Below are 19,162 nucleotides of genomic sequence, written 5' to 3'. Positions count from 1 at the left end.
GTGCCTGCTTGTTTTGATAGCTGGGGAAACATTGTTAAAAGACTAGTATTTCGCGGCTGTTTTTGCTAATATAGAATAGAAGATTTGTCATCGTTACGCGCGCTGATATGCACTCGTTTTTTTAGAGGTTGCGATATCATTTTTTGCGTTGGGCTGTGGAGGCGATGAGATGGAAGGGAAGTTCGAAATGGAATTAGAGAAGCTGATGCAGGCGATTCCTTATAGCCAGTTGGTGCAAGCCAAGGAAGATACGCTACATATAGAAGTGGAAAGTGTCGAGCAGGACAGTAGATTGGTGACGGCGGGTACGTTATTTGTGTGTATCGACGGGGAAGTGGTAGACGGGCATGCGTTTGCGAAAACGGCGCAGGAACAAGGCGCGGTCGCGATTGTAGCGGAGCGGATGTTGGCGGATATCACGATTCCAGTTATTTTAGTGCAGGACGGGAAACGGGCGATGGCGATGCTTGCCGCGGCGTTTTACTCGTATCCAACGGCGGAAATGAATTTGATTGGCATTACGGGAACGAACGGCAAGACGACGGTGAGCCATTTGGTGGAGTTCATTTTAGCGGATCATGCGGTGACGACGGGCTTGATTGGCACGATGTATCGCAAAATTGGCGCAGAGATTTTGGAGACGAAGAACACGACGCCTGACAGTTTAACGTTGCAAAAGACGTTCCGGCAAATGCGGGATCAGGAAGTGACAACGGCGATCATGGAAGTATCCTCACACGCGCTTGTGCAAGGCCGTGTCTATGGCTCGGAATATGACATCGCGGTATTTACGAATTTGTCGCAGGATCATTTGGATTATCATAAGACGATGGAAGAATACGCCCACGCGAAAAGTTTATTGTTCGCCCAGCTTGGAAATGGGTACGGAGGTTCAGCCAAGACGGCGATTATTAATGGGGATGACCCGCACGCGAAAATGATGGTTGAGGCGACAGGCGTGAGTTTGTTGACGTATGGCATCGACGGCGCGGCGACATTCCGAGCTAGTGATATCCGGATTAGCAGCAAGGGAACGGGATTCCAGCTTCATTTTCAGGATGAGGTCTTCGCGGTGCAGCTGAAATTGATTGGCAAATTTAACGTGTATAACGCGCTCGCAGCAATTGCGACGGTTTACGCGGCGAATGAAACACCACACGCGATTCCAGATATTATCGCTTCCCTTGAAAAAGTGCAAGGTGTAGCGGGGCGGTTTGAACTCGTGGACGCGGGGCAACAGTTCCCGGTGATTGTGGATTACGCGCATACGCCAGATGGTCTGGAAAATGTATTGAAAACCGTGACCGAGTTTGCAACAGGACGCATTTTTGTCGTCGTAGGTTGTGGCGGTGACCGGGATAAAGGCAAACGTCCACAGATGGCTCAGATTGCTGTGAAGTACGCGACGGATCCGATTTTTACATCCGATAATCCGCGGACAGAAGTGCCGATGCAGATTATTGAAGATATGCTAGCTGGTGTCCCAGACGCAATGTATACGGTAAAAGAACATCGGCATGACGCGATTCGGTTTGCGGTACAGCAGGCGAATCCAGAAGATGTTATTTTAATCGCTGGAAAAGGGCATGAAACGTATCAAATCATTGGCGATATTGTTCATGATTTCGATGATCGCAAAGAAGCACGCGAAGCCATTTTAGCAAAAATATTATAACGGGACATTTTACGATAGCGAAAGATACAAAATAGATTGGAGCGAAAAAGCGTGTCATTATATTGGATAGTTACAACATTTGCGATGGCTTTCATTATTACTGTCATCGGGGTACCTTTATTTATCCCGTTTCTGCAAAAATTAAAGTTCGGTCAAAGTATTCGTGAGGAAGGCCCACAAAGCCATCAAAAAAAATCAGGGACACCGACAATGGGCGGCCTCGTATTCTTACTTGCGATGGTTATCAGTTTCGTAATCATGACGCTAATCGGCGGTTGGTTTGGCAGTGAAGCATTGCTACTACTCATCCCACTCGTATTATTCGGCGCATTAGGATTTTTAGATGACTACATTAAAGTCGTGAAAAAGCAAAACTTAGGATTGCGTTCGAAGCAGAAGTTTCTAGGACAAGTTGTTATCTCCATCTTGTTCTACGTGATTTATCGATGGAACGGTTATCCAGACACACTGACGATTCCATTCACATCAACAGAGATCAATCTTGGCTGGTTCTTCCTCATCTTCGTGATTTTCTGGCTCGTAGGATTCTCCAATGCAGTGAACTTAACAGATGGTTTGGACGGTTTGGTTTCAGGGCTTTCCGTTATCGCATTCGGTGCATTCGGAATCATCGCGATTTTCCAAGAACAAGATGTCGTAGCGATGTTTTGTTTGGCGATTGTCGGAGCGATGCTAGGCTTCCTACTTTTCAACAAGAACCCCGCAAAAATTTTCATGGGGGACACAGGGTCGTTAGCACTTGGTGGCGCGATTGCCGCGATTTCGATTTTGCTACAACAAGAATGGATGTTGCTTTTAATCGGACTCGTCTTCGTTATCGAAACGGCTTCGGTGATCATCCAAGTGTTCTACTTTAAAGTAACAAACGGAAAACGATTATTCAAAATGAGTCCGATTCACCATCACTTTGAGCATGTCGATATCGGCTGGTCAGAATGGCGTATCGTCTTCACTTTCTGGGGTGCGGGGCTTGTCTGTGCGATAATTGCACTGCTCGTCATCCTTTAAAAAATGGGAATGAGTTGAAACTGGGGGAATAAAAATGAAAAACATTATTCAATATAAGCATCGCAAAGTACTTGTATTGGGCTTAGCGAGAAGTGGTGTCAGTGCGGCATCATTACTTCATAAACTCGGCGCCTTTGTGACAGTGAACGATCAAAAGCCGTTTAGTGAGAATCCAGAAGCGCAAGGCTTGCTAGAACAGGGCATTAAAGTCATCTGCGGCTCGCATCCTGTGGAACTTTTGGATGAAGGGTTTGAACTTGTCGTGAAAAATCCGGGTATTCCGTACGACAACCCGATGATTAAAAAAGCGCAGGACTTGATGATCCCGATTATTACAGAAGTCGAGCTAGCGTATCAAATATCGGACGCGCCAATCATTGGTATCACAGGGACAAACGGAAAAACAACGACGACGACCATCGTGCACCATATGCTGAACGAAATGACGCCAAATAAATCATTACTTGCCGGTAATATCGGTTTTCCAGGTTCGGAAGTTGCGGAGAAGGCGACGGCAGAGCAGTATATCGCTATGGAGCTTTCCTCGTTCCAGTTGATGGGGATTCGCACATTTTGCCCGAAAATCGCGGTGATCACGAATATTTATGAGGCGCATATCGATTATCATAAAACGCGTGAAGAATATGTAAAAGCCAAGTGGCGCATCCAAGAAAACCAAACGAAAAATGAATTCTTAGTTATCAACTGGGATCAAGATGAATTGCGGAACATGACGAAGCGTACGAAAGCGAAAGTTATTCCGTTCTCGCCAACACAAAAATTGGGCGAAGGCGCCTATGTCAAAGATGGCAATATCATGTTTTACGACGAAATAATCGGCAAACGTGATGACATCCTGCTTCCAGGAGAGCACAACTTAGAAAATATTCTTGCTTCCATCGCTGTCGCTAAAATCTGTGATGTGAGCAACGAGCAAATCATGCATGTGTTGGAGACTTTTAAAGGCGTAGAGCATCGGACGCAGTTTGTCAAAGAACTGAACGGACGCAAATTCTACAACGACTCCAAAGCAACGAATATTTTGGCAACACAGAGCGCGCTTAGCGGTTTTAATAAACCAGTGGTGCTTCTGGCTGGAGGGCTCGATCGAGGTACTGAATTCGACGAACTCAAACCATTTTTCAAGAACGTAAAAACATTGATTACATTCGGCGAAACAGCTGAAAAAGTAGGACGCGTTGGTAAAGAAGCCGGCGTGGATGTGCACCAAGTTCATGATGTGACGGCTGCTGTGCCACTTGCCTATGAATTATCCAATCCAGGCGATATCATTTTACTGTCACCAGCATGCGCGAGTTGGGATCAATACAGAACGTTCGAAGTTCGAGGCCGTGCCTTTATGGATGCCATCGAAGAATTGCCAGATGAGGTGGAAAAATGAAATTTGTTATAAGCGGTGGCGGAACGGGCGGACATATTTATCCAGCCCTTGCGCTAATCCGAGCAATTAAAAAGCGAGACCCAGAAGCTGAATTTCTTTACATCGGAACAGAAAAAGGCCTCGAGTCAACCATCGTAAGACGCGAAGGGATTCCTTTTGAAGCCATCGAAATCACGGGTTTTAAACGCGCGCTATCTTTAGAAAACGTCAAAACAGTGACGCGTTTTTTCAAGGGTGTGACGCGCAGTAAAGCCTTGATTCGTGCTTTCAAACCGGATGCTGTCATCGGCACAGGTGGCTATGTTTGTGGCCCAGTTGTTTATGCCGCAGCAAAACTGAACATCCCGACACTTATCCATGAACAAAATAGCGTGGCCGGGTTGACGAATAAGTTTTTAAGTCGGTATGCCAACCGTGTGGCGATTTGTTTTGAAGAAGTGAGCGATTCCTTTGCTGCTGAAAAAGTTGTTTTCACAGGGAATCCGCGCGCATCCGAAGTAGTTGGCATCGAATCAGGCGCTGTTTTAACCGAGTATGGTTTGGAGCAAGATAAGCCGACAGTCCTTGTTTTCGGGGGAAGTCGCGGTGCCAGAGGAATTAACGAAGCCGTGGAAGCCAATCTTACAAAAATCGGGAAACGCGGTTATCAGCTGCTTTATGTGACCGGCGATGCCCATTTTGAGAAAATCAAGGAAAAGCTGGTGGAAATGGAGCTAAACAAAAATATCAGCATTCAGCCATTCATCTACGACATGCCAAAAGTACTTAACGTCTGTACCTTAGTCGTATCAAGGGCCGGCGCGACATCGCTGGCAGAATTGACCGCACTAGGCGTCCCAAGTATCTTAATCCCAAGCCCGTATGTCACGGCGAATCATCAAGCCAAAAATGCCGAATCACTGGCTAAAAAAGCAGCAGCATCCGTCATCGCAGAGTCAGACTTAACACCAATACGCTTGCTAGATGAAATCGATACGATTATGGAAAGTCCGGAAAAACTGGCAAAAATGCAATACGAAGCCAAGCAGCTCGGCGTTCCCGATGCAGCCGACAAGTTGGTAGATGCTATCTATGACATCATCAACAACTAAAAACAGATGAGGAGGACAATCACATGGCGAGTAATAAAAAAATTGTTTCTATCGAAAGCAGAATTCCAGAACTCAAAAAATACCGCAAAAAGAAGCTCATTCGCCATATGTCGATTCTAATTAGTATCTTCGTTCTTCTCATTTTAATTACGCTTTATTTCCTATCACCACTGAGTAAAGTGCAACGTATTTACGTCGATGGGAACCACCAAGTCGATGAACAAACCATTTTGACAGAAGGCGATTTGAATTTGGAGGCTTTTGTTTTCGGGATAAATAAATCCAAAAGCACCGCAGCACTCGAAAAAAATCCGCTGATTAAAAAGGCGAAGATCGAACTCCGAGGCCTAAACACATTACGCGTGCACATCACAGAAAACAAAACAATCGGCTATCAAGGAAAGAACGGCCAGTATTTCGACATTTTAGAAACAGGCAAATTACTCACCACGCAGCCGAAGCAGTTCCCAATTGGCAATAATCCTATTTTTAGCGGCTTTAAAAACGGGCAAGTGCTAGAAGACATGGTTGCACAGCTCAATCAATTACCAGAAGGCGTCCTGCTATCCATCTCCGAGATTCACTTCGCGCCGACCAAAAGCGATGATGAGCATATCAGCCTATACATGAATGATGGCAACCAAGTCTCCGCGACAATCTCCACCTTCGCTGAAAAAATGGCACACTACCCGTCCATCGTGGCCCAGCTAAAAGACGGCCAAAAAGGTATCATTGATTTAGAAATCGGTTCTTATTTCCGCACCTATTTAAAGGACAAAGAAGAGAAAGCCTCGTTAGATAAGAAAAATTAATAAATAGATTACAAAGTTCGCTAGGATAAAACGTACGAAATAGCACATAATCGAATTCCCGATAAGAATGCACGTTCCTCTTTTGGCGATGAATTAAAAAAAATGCTAAAAAGTTGCTGAAAAACATCCTTTGTGCTTTTATTACCATGCTTCTTGGTGTAGACTGTAGATATGTGTTGATTGAATAGTATATCTTTTATCCTCTACTTATTATGTTTGTCTGAGAGGGAAATCTTGAAGAACAAACACCAACCATTAACAATAAACTTTAAAATAAAACTTACTACTGAATTTTTGCAAGTAGACAAATAAAACAAGACAGAATATGAAATAAAGGAGGTGCCGATAAATGGGAGAAAACGAAATTTACGTAAGTTTGGATATTGGAACATCGTCTGTGAAAGTGATTATTGCCGAGATGGCCAATGACAGACTCAATATTATCGGTGTGGGTAATGTGGCGTCCCAAGGAGTCAAAAAAGGCGTCATTGTTGATATTGATAAGACAGTAGAATCGATTAAAAAAGCCATTGAACAGGCAGAACGTATGGTAGGCGTGCACGTATCCCAAGTGATTGTGGGTATTGTTTCGAGCCAAGTTCGACTGGAAGCTTGCCGCGGTGTCGTCGCGATTAGTGGCGAGAATCGTGAAATTACAGATGATGATGTATGGAATGTCATTGACTCTGCGCAGGTGATTTCACTCGCTCCAGATAGAGAAATTATCAATGTGATTCCGGATCAATACGTGGTCGATGGCTTCGAAGGCGTCAATCCAAGAGGCATGATCGGTGTACGTCTTGAAATGGAAGGAACACTTATTACAGGTTCAAAAGCGATCCTACATAATACGTTGCGTTGCGTAGAACGTGCTGGGTTAGAGATTACAGACATCGTGCTTCAACCACTTGCAGAAGGCTCGGTTTCCTTAACAGAAGATGATAAAGAATTCGGTACGGCACTCATCAATATCGGTGCTGGTACAACGACAATTAGTGTATTTGAACAAGGGAAATTAACGTATACAACGGTATTACCAGTTGGTGGAGAACATGTGACGAAAGATTTGTCACTCGGTTTAAACACATCGACAGCCAACGCCGAAAAAGTGAAATTAGAGCACGGTTATGCTTTTTACGATGATGCTTCTGAGGACATCGCATTTGGCATCGACGTTATCGGCAGTGATCAGCAGCAACATTTCACACAACTCGAAGTAGCAGATATCATCGAGGCGCGTATGGAAGAAATTTATACGTTGGCGTTAGAAGAATTAGCACGCGTAGGTAAAGCACACCTCCCTGGTGGTTATGTGTTAACCGGCGGCGTGATGTCGATTCCAGGCGCCATTGACCTTGCCGGCAAAGTTTTTCAAGCCCATGTAAGGTTAGCAATTCCAGATTATATCGGTGTTCGTGAGCCGAGTTTCACGACCGCTGTTGGCTTAATAAAATATGCCTATCAGATGGCTGAAAAAGAAGGCAGAAGTTTAAATTCGGAACCATCCGAAGCCGTAGAAGTAAAAGAAGAGCAGTATTCCAAACCGAAGCAAAAACCAAAGAAAACCGAAGAAGAGAAAGTTTCCACCAAGATGAAGAATTTCTTCGGTGCATTTTTCGATTAGAAGAAGTACGTGTTTTCGTTAAAAAGGTAAAATTAGGAGGCAAATAGTATGTTAGATTTTGACACGAGTGCAGAAAGCTTAGCAACAATTAAAGTAATCGGAATCGGTGGCGGCGGGAACAATGCTGTCAACCGAATGATTGAACATGGTGTCCAAGGTGTCGATTTTGTCGCAGCAAATACGGATGCACAAGCTTTGAATCTTTCTAAAGCAGAAGTTCACTTGCAAATAGGCACGAAATTAACACGTGGACTTGGAGCAGGAGCTGTTCCTGAAATCGGTAAAAAAGCTGCAGAAGAAAGTCGCGAAATGATCGAAGAAGCGCTAAAAGGTGCGGATATGGTTTTCGTAACGGCTGGTATGGGTGGCGGAACTGGGACTGGTGCAGCGCCGGTTATTGCGACGATCGCCAAAGAAATGGGTGCTTTGACGGTAGGTGTCGTGACGCGTCCATTTGGCTTTGAAGGTCCCAAGCGTTCGAAACAAGCGGCAATTGGTACAGAAGCCATGAAGGAAGCGGTAGACACGCTGATTGTTATCCCGAATGATCGTTTATTACAAATTGTCGATAAAAATACGCCGATGTTGGAAGCATTCCGTGAAGCCGATAATGTTTTACGCCAAGGTGTACAGGGTATATCTGATTTAATTGCTGTTCCTGGTTTAATTAACCTGGATTTCGCCGATGTGAAAACAATCATGACGAATCGCGGTTCGGCTTTGATGGGAATCGGTATTGGAACTGGTGAAAATCGTGCGGCAGACGCAGCTAAAAAAGCAATCTCATCTCCACTGCTGGAAACATCGATTGACGGTGCAAAAGGCGTGTTGATGAATATTACAGGTGGTTCTAATTTGAGCCTGTATGAAGTGCAAGAAGCAGCTGAAATCGTATCTTCTGCATCCGATGAAGATGTAAATATGATTTTCGGTTCGGTTATCAATGATGATTTGCAAGAAGAATTGATTGTTACCGTTATCGCGACAGGTTTTGACGAAGCAGCTCAAGCAAAACAACAAGCCCAAGCGCAAAATCGTCCCAATCCAGCGATTCAAGTCAATCGCCCTGGTTACGCGGTGAAAGAAGAATCTAACGCGCCACAACAACAGCAGCAAGCATCGAATGAAGAACACCCACAAGCGCCACACGTAGAAGAGCAGCGCCAAAACCTCGACGTAGAAGTGCCTGCATTCATCCGCAACAGAAACCGTCGAAACTAATAAAAGTATGGAAAAATAGGTGATATGTGATGAGCTATAACGAAAACTTACAAGCGATTGAAGATAAAATTTCCGAAGCAGCAAAAAAAAGCGGTCGTGATGTGGCAGATGTGCATTTAGTTGCCGTAACTAAGACGGTGGACATTGTTGCGATGGAGAAGCTATACAATCTCGGCATTCGTCATTTTGGCGAAAATCGAGCGGAAGTTTTTACAGAAAAAGTAGAAGCGTTTGCGGATAAACCCGATATTGTTTGGCATTTTATTGGATCATTACAAACACGAAAAGTGAGAGCCATCCTACCATATACGCATTTTTTACATTCATTGGACCGCAAGTCATTGGCTGATGAAATCGAAAAACGTGCGACTCAGAAAGTTGCTTGTTTCTTACAGGTGAATATTTCTGAGGAAGAAACAAAACATGGTTTTAGTGCTGAGGAAGCCATCGCGTTTGTGAAGGCGCAGAACTATGAGCGTATTGAAATTGTTGGACTGATGACCATGGCTCCAAACACCGATGATGAGCAGACTTTACATCACGTTTTTCAAGGATTAAAAGCAGTGCAGCTAGAAATAGAGAAACTTGGAATCCCGAATGTTCCGTGTCATGAATTGTCGATGGGAATGACGAATGATTTTGAGGTTGCAATAGAGGAAGGCGCAACGTTTATCAGAGTAGGAAGAGCTTTAGTAGAGGAAAACTAAATGTGGAGGTGTAAATCAGATGGGATTAAAAAATAAATTTAAATCTTACTTTTTCTTAGATGAGGAAGAGGGCGAAGATTATTACGAAGAGCAACCGGTTGCGGCGAAACCTCAACCACTTCGCGAGGTTCCAACTGAGAAAAAAATGAAAAAACCAACAGGAAAAAACTATTTTACGAATCAAAGCGAAGTAGCACCAGTCGATGAGCATAAAGTGGTAAGCATGAATGGGGCTCAATTTTCAAGCCAAATGGTTCTTGTGGAACCGCGGGTGTATGCAGAAGCGCAAGAGCTTTCTGACTACTTGAAGGAATATAAGACGGTGGTTGTGAATTTGCAACGTATTAGCCATGACCAAGCAATCCGAATTGTGGACTTTTTGAGTGGGACTGTGTATGCTTTAGGTGGAGATATTCAACGTATTGGCAACAATATTTTCCTCTGCACACCAGAAAACGTCGAGGTCGATGGCGCTATTTCTGAGATGTTAGAAGAACAAGATTTTATGTAAATGAGGTGTAACACATTATATTAGCATATCAGATCGCACACTATGTCTTCTTAGTACTGGATTATTTCCCGTACGTACTGTTTGTTTATATTTTAATGTCTTGGTTCCCGGGTGCTTACGAAACCACATTTGGCCGCTTTTTAGCGAAAATTTGTGAACCTGTTTTAGCGCCGTTCCGGAGAATTATTCCGCCAATTGGTGGAGTCCTTGATTTATCACCGATCATTGCCTTTTTTGCGATACGAATGGCGACGTTTGGCTTACAGTACTTAGTGTATAATTATTTATTACCACTATTTTTCTAACATGTTGATACCGAAATGAAAGCTGTCTGGAAATCAGGAGTGCTTTCATTCGGTATTTTTTGGAATTGTGTGGGTGTTAAAAAACGGGGAAGCGTGCTATAATGGGTTTTATGAAAGCACGACTATATTGCAAAATGGCTTTTTCGTAAGGGTCATTTTGTTGTTAAAGGGAGTAAGGGGAACATGGAAGGGATTTATCAACATTTTAGAGCAGAAGAGCATAGTTTTATTGATGTAGCCTTGGAGTGGATTGTGCAGGTTGAGGACCAGTACACGCCTCGTTTGACGGATTTCTTGGATCCGCGTCAGCGCCTGATTTTGGAATCGGTGGTTGGAGGATATGACCATATCAAGGTGAGATTCTGGGGCGGTGTGGCGCATGCAGAACGTCGACGCGCGCTTATTTATCCGGATTACTATGAGCCGACCGATGCTGATTTTCAGATTACGTTGTTTGATATTCGCTATCCGGTGAAGTTCACGACACTGTCGCACCAGATGATTCTTGGAACGGTGATGTCACTCGGTATGAAACGCGATATTTTCGGCGATATTTTAACGGAAAATGAGTTGTGGCAATTTTTTGTGATGGGCGAAATGAAAGAGTATATTCGTTTGCAACTCGATAAAATAGGGAAAGTGAATATCATGTTGGAAGAATTGAGTCTGGATCAAGCGTTGCCTGTGCGCGCGGATTGGGAGTATGTTGGAACGACGATTACGAGTTTGCGTCTGGATCTTGTCGTGGCAACAGCGCACAATATTTCCCGCCAAAAAGCGAAACAACTCGTGCAGGGGAAGCTGGTGAAGGTGAATTGGAAAACGGTTGAAAATCCTGATTTTGAGTGTGAGGAATTGGATATTATTTCAGCGCGCGGTTATGGTCGTGTTAAACTGGGAGAAATCAATGGACACACGAAGAAAGACAAGATTCGGATGGAAATAGGTTATTTACGTTAATATTTTCGTTTTTTGAGACGATAATACTTGCGAGAAGGTCAGAATTTTATTATAGTAAGAGACAGGTATATATGGAATGAATTTTTATGGTATAATAGAAGGGCTAGCCTAGATTTAGTTAGGCTTTGACCATATGGAGGTGTTGAGCATGCCATTATCACCGCTGGATATACATAATAAAGAGTTTAGCCGTGGTTTTAGAGGTTATGAAGAGGATGAGGTGAACGAATTCCTCGACCAAATTATTAAGGATTATGAACAACTGATTAAAGAGAAGAAGCGCTTAGAGGAGACGCTATCTTCAAGAGATGATCGCTTAGGACATTTCACAAATATTGAAGAAACGCTAAACAAGTCCTTGATTGTGGCTCAAGAAGCTGCGAACCAAGTGATTGATAATGCGGATAAAGAAGCGAAGTTAATCGTGCGTGAAGCAGAGAAAGACGCGGACCGTATTTTGAGTGATTCGTTATCAAAAGCCCGCAAAATTGCCATCGAAATTGAAGACTTGAAGCGTCAGTCTAAAGTGTTCCGTGAACGTTTGCGCTTACTTGTAGAAACGCAAATGGATTTAATCAAGAGTGATGATTGGAAGCAATTGATGGAATATGAAGTCGATGCAACCGAATTGAAATCAGCAGAACCAGAGAAATTAGAAGTAGTAGAAGAAAACGATATCGAAAAGCTATAATAGAGACAAGTACACGTTCTGAATACATCCTGTTTTAAAGCGAGCTGGTGATGGTGAGAGACTGGCAAATAGGATAGAATATGGAAATCACTCTGGAGCTCTTTTTTTGAAAGGTACACGTTGCCAATTAGGAAGAAGCGTAAGTCGGCGTTAACGATATAACGAAGTGGGCAAAGATGCATGATCGATGTCAACAAGGGTGGTACCGCGACTATTTAGACTCGTCCCTTTTTTGAGGGAGGGGTTTTTTGTGTTGAAAAGCGGAAACGGCCCGTTCAGATCCGACAAAAACTGGAGCGGCACAGGAAAAGCCACTCTTGCTTTTTGCGGAGGGCGTGAAGTTTTCGAGGAGTTGGCCGTTGAAGCTGGACCTGAAAATGAGATACGCAAGCCTTGTCGAATACAAGAATAAAAAATAACGATATACAAAGGAGAATGAACTGATGGAGTACAAAGATACGTTATTAATGCCAAAAACAGAATTCCCAATGCGAGGTAATTTACCGAATAAGGAGCCGGAATGGCAAGCGAAATGGGAAGAGATGGATTTATATGACCAAATTCAACAAAAAAATGCGGATAAGCCTACGTTTATTTTGCATGATGGGCCGCCGTATGCGAATGGTGAGCTACATATGGGCCATGCGATGAATAAAGTAATCAAGGATATGATTGTTCGTCAAAAATCGATGAGCGGCTTCCGTTCGCCATACGTGCCTGGTTGGGATACGCATGGTTTACCGATTGAACAAGCGCTGGCGAATAAAGGTGTGAAGCGTAAAGAAATGTCTGTTGCAGAATTCCGTAAGCTTTGCGCTGAATATGCGTATAAACAAGTGGATATCCAACGTGCAGGATTCAAGCGCCTTGGTGTGACTGGTGAGTGGGCGAATCCTTACATCACGCTACAACCGGAATATGAAGCAGAGCAAATCAAAGTTTTTGGTGAGATGGCTAAAAAAGGCTACATCTACAAAGGGAAGAAGCCGGTTTATTGGTCTCCATCTAGTGAATCTGCTCTGGCTGAAGCGGAAATTGAATATCAAGATAAGAAATCTGCCTCGATTTTTGTGGCGTTTAAAGTAACGGATGGTAAAGGTGCGCTAGAAGAAGGTACGAATATCGTGATTTGGACAACGACGCCGTGGACGATTCCTGCCAATATGGGGATTACGGTAAATCCAGATTTAGAATACGTGGTGGTAGCGGTAAATGGCGAGAAATTTGTGGTGGCAGAAGCACTGTTCCCAAGCCTTCGCGAGACATTAGGTTGGGAAGCGGCTGAGGTCGTGAAAACGGTTCGTGGCGCAGAGCTTGATCGCGTTGTAACGAGACATCCATTTTACGATCGGGATTCCTTGGTGATGAATGGCGGACATGCCACAGCAGAAGCTGGTACTGGTGCGGTTCATACGGCGCCTGGACACGGGGAAGACGATTTTATCATTGGGCAAAAATATGGCTTAGAGACATTGGCACCACTAGACGATCGCGGTGTTTTCACAGACGAAGCACCAGGTTTTGAAGGCGTGTTTTATGATACGGCGAACAAAATGGTAACGGAGAAATTGGAAGAAGTCGGCGCGTTATTAAAAATGGAATTCATTACGCACTCGTATCCGCATGATTGGCGTACGAAGAAACCGGTTATTTTCCGTGCGACACCGCAATGGTTTGCATCGATTAATGCATTCCGTCAAGAGTTATTAGACGCTGTGCAAGGGGTGACTTGGACGCCTGCATGGGGCGAAACGCGTTTATTCAATATGGTTCGTGATCGTGGGGACTGGGTTATTTCGCGCCAACGTGTATGGGGTGTGCCACTTCCGATTTTCTACGCGGAAAATGGCGATTCTATCATCACGGACGAGACGATTAATCACGTTTCTGAATTGTTCCGCGAGCATGGATCGGATATTTGGTTTGAGCGGGAAGCGAAAGATTTATTACCGGCTGGATTCACGCATGAAGGTAGTCCAAATGGTGAATTTACGAAAGAAAACGATATTATGGATGTTTGGTTCGATTCAGGATCAAGTCATCAAGCCGTTCTTGAGGCACGTCCTTATCTGAATCGCCCGGCTGATCTTTACATGGAAGGTTCTGACCAATATCGCGGTTGGTTCAACTCCTCGTTAACGACGAGTGTAGCTATTAGTGGCGAAGCGCCGTACCGCAATGTTTTAAGTCACGGTTTTGCCTTAGATGGCGATGGTCGTAAAATGAGTAAATCACTTGGAAACACGATGCTTCCAGGAAAAGTTATCAATCAATTAGGCGCGGATATCGTGCGTTTGTGGGTTGCCTCTGTGGATTATCAAGCAGATGTGCGTATCAGTGATAATATTCTAAAACAAGTATCGGAAGTCTATCGCAAAATTCGTAACACGATGCGTTTCTTGCTCGGAAATATTTCTGATTTCGCGCCAGCAACGGATGCGATTGCCTATGAAGATTTACGCGAAGTCGATCAATATTTACTAATTAAGCTGGATGAGCTCGTTAAAAATGTTCGTGCAAGCTATGATAAGTATGAGTTTTCAACGATTTATCACCAAATCAATAATTTCTGTACGGTAGAACTTAGCCAATTTTATATGGATTTTGCGAAGGATGTTGTGTATATCGAAGCAGCGGATAGCAAAGACCGTCGCGCGATGCAAACGGTTTTCCATGAAGCGGTCGTTGTTTTGACGAAGTTATTGGCACCGATTTTACCACATACGGCGGACGAGGTTTGGTCACATTTAGCGGATCAAGACGCGGCGAGCATTCATTTGACGGAGATGCCGGAAGTGAAGCATTATCCTGTGACAGAAGCGATCACGGAGAAATGGGATCAATTCATGCAAATTCGCGACGTGGTTCAAAAAGCATTGGAAGAAGCGCGTAATGAAAAAATTATCGGTAAATCGATGCTGGCAAAAGTGACGCTGTTCGTGGATGGCGAAGCGAAACAATTGTTTGATTCATTGGAAGGCGACTTCGCACAACTACTAATCGTGTCTGATTTTGAATTAGTGGAAGGCTTAGAAGGAGCGCCGGCCAACGCGGTGAAAGATCACCATGTTGCGGTTGCAATCACGGTAGCAGAAGGCGAAACATGCGAACGTTGCCGCGTCGTGAAGAAAGATGTTGGCGAGAATCATGATCACCCAACGTTGTGTAAGCGATGTGCGGATATTGTAGTGGAGAACTATCAAAACTAATAAAAATGGAAATCTGAGGTCGTTTGATAGCTACTGGTGCTTACAGAGGACCTTCAGTTCATAGAAACGGAGGGACCTTGATGGCACACATTAACTTCATTAAAGTACATGGTTCGCAAAATGATTTCTTTCTTATTGATGAGACTAAAAATAATCTCAGTCATTGGCAAGATGCAGATCGAGCGAAGTTAGCAGTCCGTATTTGTGATCGAGATGAAATGCTCGGTGGCGCGGATGGTATCTTGTTCGTTTCAGAAAGCTCAGATAACGCCTCAATCGGCCGTATGCGCGTTTTTAATGCAGATGGCTCTGAAGCATCGATGTGTGGAAATGGCTTGCGTACGGTGGCGCGTTACCTGCTAGAACAGCATGACTTGCAAGAAGCAACCGTCGAGACGATGAAGGCGACACTACACGTATCGAAAGCGGAAGAAATCGGCGCTGGTATTCCAACGTATCAAGTTGAAATTTCGCCGGTTTTATTCGCGCCAGAAACGTTGCCATTAAACTGGGATGAAGCGCAAATGATAGATAAGAAGGTTCCGGCGTTTGACGATGAGTTGCGTTTTTCAGCAGTAGCGGTGCCCAATCCTCATTTAATCACCTTTGTGGACCAGGCGACGCTCGACTCCGATAAACAAACGAAGCTTTCCACGTACCTAAACGGCGAAAATCCTTATTTTACAGATGGTGTCAATGTCAGCTTTGTCAAGGAATTGGCGGAAGACACTATCTACGTTCGGACTTTTGAGCGTGGAGTTGGCTTTACGAATGCTTGTGGAACGGCAATGTCGGCCTCAAGTCTGATGAAAAAACTGCTTCACAATGATAAACTGGAAACGCCTGTTCATGTGTATAATAACGGTGGTCGCGTCAAAGTCACTGCCAGCAAAGATTCAGATGGCGCGCTACATCTGCAACTGATTGGTAATGCTACTTTTGTGTACCACGGGACGCTTGCTGTTACGGATACAACGATCAATCTGATTGAGAAAAGTGATACCAAGGAACAAGCGCAGTATCAAGCAATGGTGGAAGAAGTTCAAGCCTTCCTACAAAAAAACAAGTGAAGTTAGGAGTAAATCTATGAATACAAACAAAAAGAAAGCCATACCATTATTCACTATTGGCGGGTTTGCCTTGTTGATTTTCGTTATTGTCGCACTAGCGGTCAATTCCGAACCAAGATGGGTGGTCAAATTCGATTTAAACTGGATCAGCCGTATCCAAACAAACATATCCGCTTCAAAAACGAGTCTAATCGAGAATTTAACGTTCTTCGGTAGCGCAGAACTGGCGATTATTTTAACGGTAATTGCCGTGGTTGTTCTATTCATCTTGCGTAAATTCGTTGTTGGACTATGGTTCGGCGGAACAGTACTAGTGTGTGCGGTTCTAATGAATACGGTTCTAAAACATATTTTTGAGCGTCCGCGTCCAAACTTTGACCGTCTTATTTCAGAAACCGGTTTTAGTTTTCCAAGTGGTCACGCGACAGGCACGACGATTTTTTACGGGTTAGCAGCGATGTTCTTGATTTTCACTGTAAGACAAATGTGGGCGAAAATCGTGATTGGTGTCGTTGCACTAGGCTGGATATTCTTCATCATGTATTCCCGTGTGTACCTAGGCGTTCACTACCCAACCGATGTATTTGGCGGCTTCTTATTCGGAATCGCGTCCATCTTTATCTCGCTTGGCGTGTACTTCCTCGTCCGCGAACCACTGCATAACTTACTAGTAAAATGGCGCATAAAAGATCGTAGTATTATTAAATAAAAATACTACGGTTAATAGCATACAAAATAAGTAAGGCATCGCGAAATCTTTTTTCGGGTAGAAAAGTATATATTGCTTTACACAAATCGAGCGAAAGCGTTTGTATTCCATCGGGATCGCGGAAGCCGGAAGCGGAGTGTACGACTGTACATGAGAACCGGAAGTCCACGGCCCCGATGGAATGCGAGCGCTTGTCGCCGATTTATATGGGTTATGCTCCAAACTATCTTTAAGTTGTCGCAATAATGGCGCACTTAGGTAAATATTGCTTGCATTTTTAGAATGAAAGCGTTAAAATGGTTGTATTGATAAAATTAATATTGCCCTTACAGGTGGTTTGTTGGGATGCTGTAGGTGCTTAGCAAGAGCTTATTCACATGTTATAAAGGGTACTGATCCTTAAACTATGAGTATCTTTTATAATATGTGAATTTTTATATGAAAACCAAGGTGAGCTTGTTGTTTAGCAGTTTCCCAGTAAGTTTTTAATTTGTAAAAGGAACATATTAAGAAAAAATTTTTGGAGGTTTTTGACACATGCAAGAAGGTACAGTGAAATGGTTCAATGGCGAAAAAGGTTTTGGATTTATCGAAGTTGAAGGTGGCGACGATGTATTCGTACACTTCAGCGCAATCGAAGGAGAAGGTTTCAAAACACTTGATGAAGGTCAAAAAGTGGAATTTGAAATCGTAGAAGGACAACGCGGACCTCAAGCTGATAAAGTAACAAAACTTTAATTCTAGCGCGAGAACGTGGATTGAGATTGAGTAATTGCCGATTTTTTGGTAGTTGCTCAATCTTTTTTAATGAAAAAAACACAGTTTGTAAGTTTCCTCAAGAAAGGAGGGCTTACAGACTGTGTTTTGCATTATACAAGCAAGGTATAGAGCATTTGATTGTCATTAATCGGCATGAAACTAGGATCAAAAACAGCAATGCGTTCAAGCAATTTTTCGTAGTCATTCGGATTTTCTAACAAGACACCGATGATAACGGGTCCTTGATTCCGGTTTACTTTTTTTGTGTATTCGAACTTGGTAATGTCATCATATGGGCCGAGGACGTCGTTTACGAACTCACGCAAGGCACCTGGACGCTGTGGGAAATTGACGATGAAATAGTGTTTCAGGCCTTCGAAAACGAGGGACCGTTCTTCAATTTCTTGCATCCGATTGATGTCGTTATTCCCACCGCTGACGATACACACGACGTTTTTGCCTTTGATTTGTGGGCGGAAATGGTTGAGTGCCGCGACTGAGAGGGCACCAGCTGGCTCTGCGACAATGGCTTGCTTCGTGTACATGTCTAGAATCGTTGAGCAAACTTCGCCTTCATCGACTTCTGTGACTTCATCCACAAGCTTCTCGCAATGTTTGTACGTCAGTTCCCCGACTTGTTTCACTGCAGCGCCATCGACAAATTTATCGATTTTCGGCAGGTTCACAACTTTGCCAGCGAGTAATGATTTGGCCATTGATGGTGCACCACTTGGCTCTACGCCGATGATTGTGGTATCAGGACGCACTGCTTTCACATAGGACGCAACACCTGAAACCAAGCCACCGCCGCCAATCGCAGCAAATACGAAGTCGCAGCTTTCAGAGCCTAGATCATCGAGCATTTCAACAGCAACCGTTCCTTGACCAGCGATAATATCTGGATCATCAAATGGCGCGATGAACGCCTTGTTATGCTCTTCGCTAAACTTCTTAGCCGAATAAGCCGAAGCGTCAAACGTATCACCAGTCAGGCGAACTTCGACAAACTCGCCACCGAAAAAGCGAACTTGCGATACTTTTTGTTGAGGCGTCGTCGTTGGCATGAAGATTGTTGCTGGTACGCCAAGTTTTTGGCACGTGAAGGCGACTCCTTGGGCGTGATTTCCAGCACTGGCGCACGTAACGCCATTTTTCAGTTGTTCTTCGGTTAGTTGGGCGATGGCGTAATAGGCGCCGCGCAGTTTGAACGAACGAACCCACTGTAAATCTTCGCGTTTTAAGTAGACGTTGCAGTCATATTTTTGTGATAAGTAGTAGTCTTTTTCGAGTGGCGTGTGCTTGACGATAGATTTTAACGTGTCATACGCGTCGAGCACGTCTTGTTTGCTAACTAAAGCATCGACATCAACCATTTCCATAACATCCT

At 44.0% G+C, this 19,162-nt stretch carries 18 protein-coding genes and 1 other annotated feature; of the genes, 17 read left to right on the top strand and 1 reads right to left on the bottom strand.

Translation table 11 applies throughout. The features are described from left to right. Window positions 1–187: 187 nt before the first annotated feature. The 17 genes from EP58_RS11985 to EP58_RS11910 all read left to right on the top strand — a co-directional run bounded on the left by EP58_RS11985 (window position 188) and on the right by EP58_RS11910 (window position 17,754). Window positions 188–1,675 carry a UDP-N-acetylmuramoyl-L-alanyl-D-glutamate--2,6-diaminopimelate ligase gene (locus EP58_RS11985; protein ID WP_036093769.1) on the top strand — a complete coding sequence of 496 codons (1,488 nt, stop codon included), beginning with the start codon at window positions 188–190 and terminating at the stop codon, window positions 1,673–1,675. Window positions 1,676–1,726: 51 nt separating this feature from the next. Further along, on the top strand, window positions 1,727–2,704 hold the full coding sequence (gene mraY, locus EP58_RS11980) for a phospho-N-acetylmuramoyl-pentapeptide-transferase (protein ID WP_036093709.1): 978 nt from the start codon (window positions 1,727–1,729) through the stop codon (window positions 2,702–2,704). Window positions 2,705–2,738: 34 nt separating this feature from the next. Further along, window positions 2,739–4,106: a UDP-N-acetylmuramoyl-L-alanine--D-glutamate ligase gene (murD, locus tag EP58_RS11975; RefSeq protein WP_036093707.1), complete on the top strand. Its 1,368-nt coding sequence runs from the start codon at window positions 2,739–2,741 to the stop codon at window positions 4,104–4,106. After that, complete coding sequence (murG, locus tag EP58_RS11970) at window positions 4,103–5,197, top strand: undecaprenyldiphospho-muramoylpentapeptide beta-N-acetylglucosaminyltransferase (protein WP_036093705.1); 1,095 nt, start codon at window positions 4,103–4,105, stop codon at window positions 5,195–5,197. The genes murD and murG overlap by 4 nt, the downstream gene beginning before the upstream one ends. Window positions 5,198–5,220: 23 nt before the next feature. Then, entirely contained in the window at window positions 5,221–6,009 is a 789-nt protein-coding gene (locus EP58_RS11965; protein WP_036093704.1) for a cell division protein FtsQ/DivIB, read from the top strand. Between the two features lie 349 nt (window positions 6,010–6,358). Beyond that, window positions 6,359–7,633, top strand: coding sequence for a cell division protein FtsA (gene ftsA, locus EP58_RS11960; protein WP_036093703.1), 1,275 nt, complete (start codon window positions 6,359–6,361; stop codon window positions 7,631–7,633). 48 nt (window positions 7,634–7,681) lie between these two features. Beyond that, window positions 7,682–8,854: a cell division protein FtsZ gene (ftsZ, locus tag EP58_RS11955; RefSeq protein WP_036093701.1), complete on the top strand. Its 1,173-nt coding sequence runs from the start codon at window positions 7,682–7,684 to the stop codon at window positions 8,852–8,854. Window positions 8,855–8,883: 29 nt separating this feature from the next. Next, the gene (locus EP58_RS11950) at window positions 8,884–9,561 is read left to right on the top strand and encodes a YggS family pyridoxal phosphate-dependent enzyme (protein ID WP_036093699.1); all 678 of its coding nucleotides are present in this window, start codon (window positions 8,884–8,886) and stop codon (window positions 9,559–9,561) included. Window positions 9,562–9,580: 19 nt separating this feature from the next. After that, entirely contained in the window at window positions 9,581–10,072 is a 492-nt protein-coding gene (locus EP58_RS11945) for a cell division protein SepF (protein ID WP_036093697.1), read from the top strand. 14 nt (window positions 10,073–10,086) lie between these two features. Further along, the gene (locus tag EP58_RS11940) at window positions 10,087–10,377 is read left to right on the top strand and encodes a YggT family protein (RefSeq protein ID WP_052164836.1); all 291 of its coding nucleotides are present in this window, start codon (window positions 10,087–10,089) and stop codon (window positions 10,375–10,377) included. 183 nt (window positions 10,378–10,560) lie between these two features. Continuing rightward, window positions 10,561–11,337, top strand: a complete 777-nt coding sequence (locus tag EP58_RS11935; RefSeq protein WP_036093695.1) for a YlmH family RNA-binding protein — start codon at window positions 10,561–10,563, stop codon at window positions 11,335–11,337. 148 nt (window positions 11,338–11,485) lie between these two features. Continuing rightward, window positions 11,486–12,028 carry a DivIVA domain-containing protein gene (locus tag EP58_RS11930; protein WP_036080160.1) on the top strand — a complete coding sequence of 181 codons (543 nt, stop codon included), beginning with the start codon at window positions 11,486–11,488 and terminating at the stop codon, window positions 12,026–12,028. Next, window positions 12,016–12,260: a binding site (T-box leader), on the top strand. Its footprint overlaps the gene before it by 13 nt. A gap of 18 nt (window positions 12,261–12,278) precedes the next feature. Beyond that, on the top strand, window positions 12,279–12,440 hold the full coding sequence (locus EP58_RS17540) for a hypothetical protein (RefSeq protein ID WP_156110581.1): 162 nt from the start codon (window positions 12,279–12,281) through the stop codon (window positions 12,438–12,440). A 31-nt stretch (window positions 12,441–12,471) separates the two neighbouring features. Then, window positions 12,472–15,237: an isoleucine--tRNA ligase gene (gene ileS / locus EP58_RS11925; protein WP_036093694.1), complete on the top strand. Its 2,766-nt coding sequence runs from the start codon at window positions 12,472–12,474 to the stop codon at window positions 15,235–15,237. 80 nt (window positions 15,238–15,317) lie between these two features. After that, the gene (gene dapF, locus EP58_RS11920) at window positions 15,318–16,307 is read left to right on the top strand and encodes a diaminopimelate epimerase (protein WP_036093692.1); all 990 of its coding nucleotides are present in this window, start codon (window positions 15,318–15,320) and stop codon (window positions 16,305–16,307) included. A 16-nt stretch (window positions 16,308–16,323) separates the two neighbouring features. Next, a complete protein-coding gene (locus EP58_RS11915; RefSeq protein WP_036093690.1) occupies window positions 16,324–17,016 on the top strand; it encodes a phosphatase PAP2 family protein in 693 nt (230 codons plus the stop codon). A gap of 537 nt (window positions 17,017–17,553) precedes the next feature. Further along, on the top strand, window positions 17,554–17,754 hold the full coding sequence (locus EP58_RS11910; protein WP_036093687.1) for a cold-shock protein: 201 nt from the start codon (window positions 17,554–17,556) through the stop codon (window positions 17,752–17,754). Window positions 17,755–17,885: 131 nt separating this feature from the next. Here EP58_RS11910 and ilvA read toward each other — a convergent pair whose 3' ends face one another. After that, complete coding sequence (gene ilvA, locus EP58_RS11905) at window positions 17,886–19,154, bottom strand: threonine ammonia-lyase (RefSeq protein ID WP_036093685.1); 1,269 nt, start codon at window positions 19,152–19,154, stop codon at window positions 17,886–17,888. Between the last annotated feature and the right edge of the window lie 8 nt (window positions 19,155–19,162).

The organism is Paenilisteria newyorkensis (assembly GCF_000766145.1).
In the GTDB taxonomy this organism is placed as follows: Bacteria; Bacillota; Bacilli; order Lactobacillales; family Listeriaceae; genus Listeria_A; species Listeria_A newyorkensis.
The sequence above is the reverse complement of the archived record's forward strand: the minus strand, read 5'-3'. Positions and strand labels throughout refer to the sequence as shown.

Coding starts and splice junctions, on each gene's coding strand:
- EP58_RS11910 (WP_036093687.1), top strand. CDS start 17,554: ATGCAAGAAGGTACAGTGAAATGGTTCAATGGCGAAAAAGGTTTTGGA.
- EP58_RS11915 (WP_036093690.1), top strand. CDS start 16,324: ATGAATACAAACAAAAAGAAAGCCATACCATTATTCACTATTGGCGGG.
- EP58_RS11935 (WP_036093695.1), top strand. CDS start 10,561: ATGGAAGGGATTTATCAACATTTTAGAGCAGAAGAGCATAGTTTTATT.
- ftsA (WP_036093703.1), top strand. CDS start 6,359: ATGGGAGAAAACGAAATTTACGTAAGTTTGGATATTGGAACATCGTCT.
- murD (WP_036093707.1), top strand. CDS start 2,739: ATGAAAAACATTATTCAATATAAGCATCGCAAAGTACTTGTATTGGGC.
- EP58_RS11945 (WP_036093697.1), top strand. CDS start 9,581: ATGGGATTAAAAAATAAATTTAAATCTTACTTTTTCTTAGATGAGGAA.
- EP58_RS11985 (WP_036093769.1), top strand. CDS start 188: ATGGAATTAGAGAAGCTGATGCAGGCGATTCCTTATAGCCAGTTGGTG.
- ilvA (WP_036093685.1), bottom strand. CDS start 19,154: ATGGAAATGGTTGATGTCGATGCTTTAGTTAGCAAACAAGACGTGCTC.
- EP58_RS11965 (WP_036093704.1), top strand. CDS start 5,221: ATGGCGAGTAATAAAAAAATTGTTTCTATCGAAAGCAGAATTCCAGAA.
- ftsZ (WP_036093701.1), top strand. CDS start 7,682: ATGTTAGATTTTGACACGAGTGCAGAAAGCTTAGCAACAATTAAAGTA.
- EP58_RS11950 (WP_036093699.1), top strand. CDS start 8,884: ATGAGCTATAACGAAAACTTACAAGCGATTGAAGATAAAATTTCCGAA.
- ileS (WP_036093694.1), top strand. CDS start 12,472: ATGGAGTACAAAGATACGTTATTAATGCCAAAAACAGAATTCCCAATG.
- murG (WP_036093705.1), top strand. CDS start 4,103: ATGAAATTTGTTATAAGCGGTGGCGGAACGGGCGGACATATTTATCCA.
- dapF (WP_036093692.1), top strand. CDS start 15,318: ATGGCACACATTAACTTCATTAAAGTACATGGTTCGCAAAATGATTTC.
- EP58_RS11930 (WP_036080160.1), top strand. CDS start 11,486: ATGCCATTATCACCGCTGGATATACATAATAAAGAGTTTAGCCGTGGT.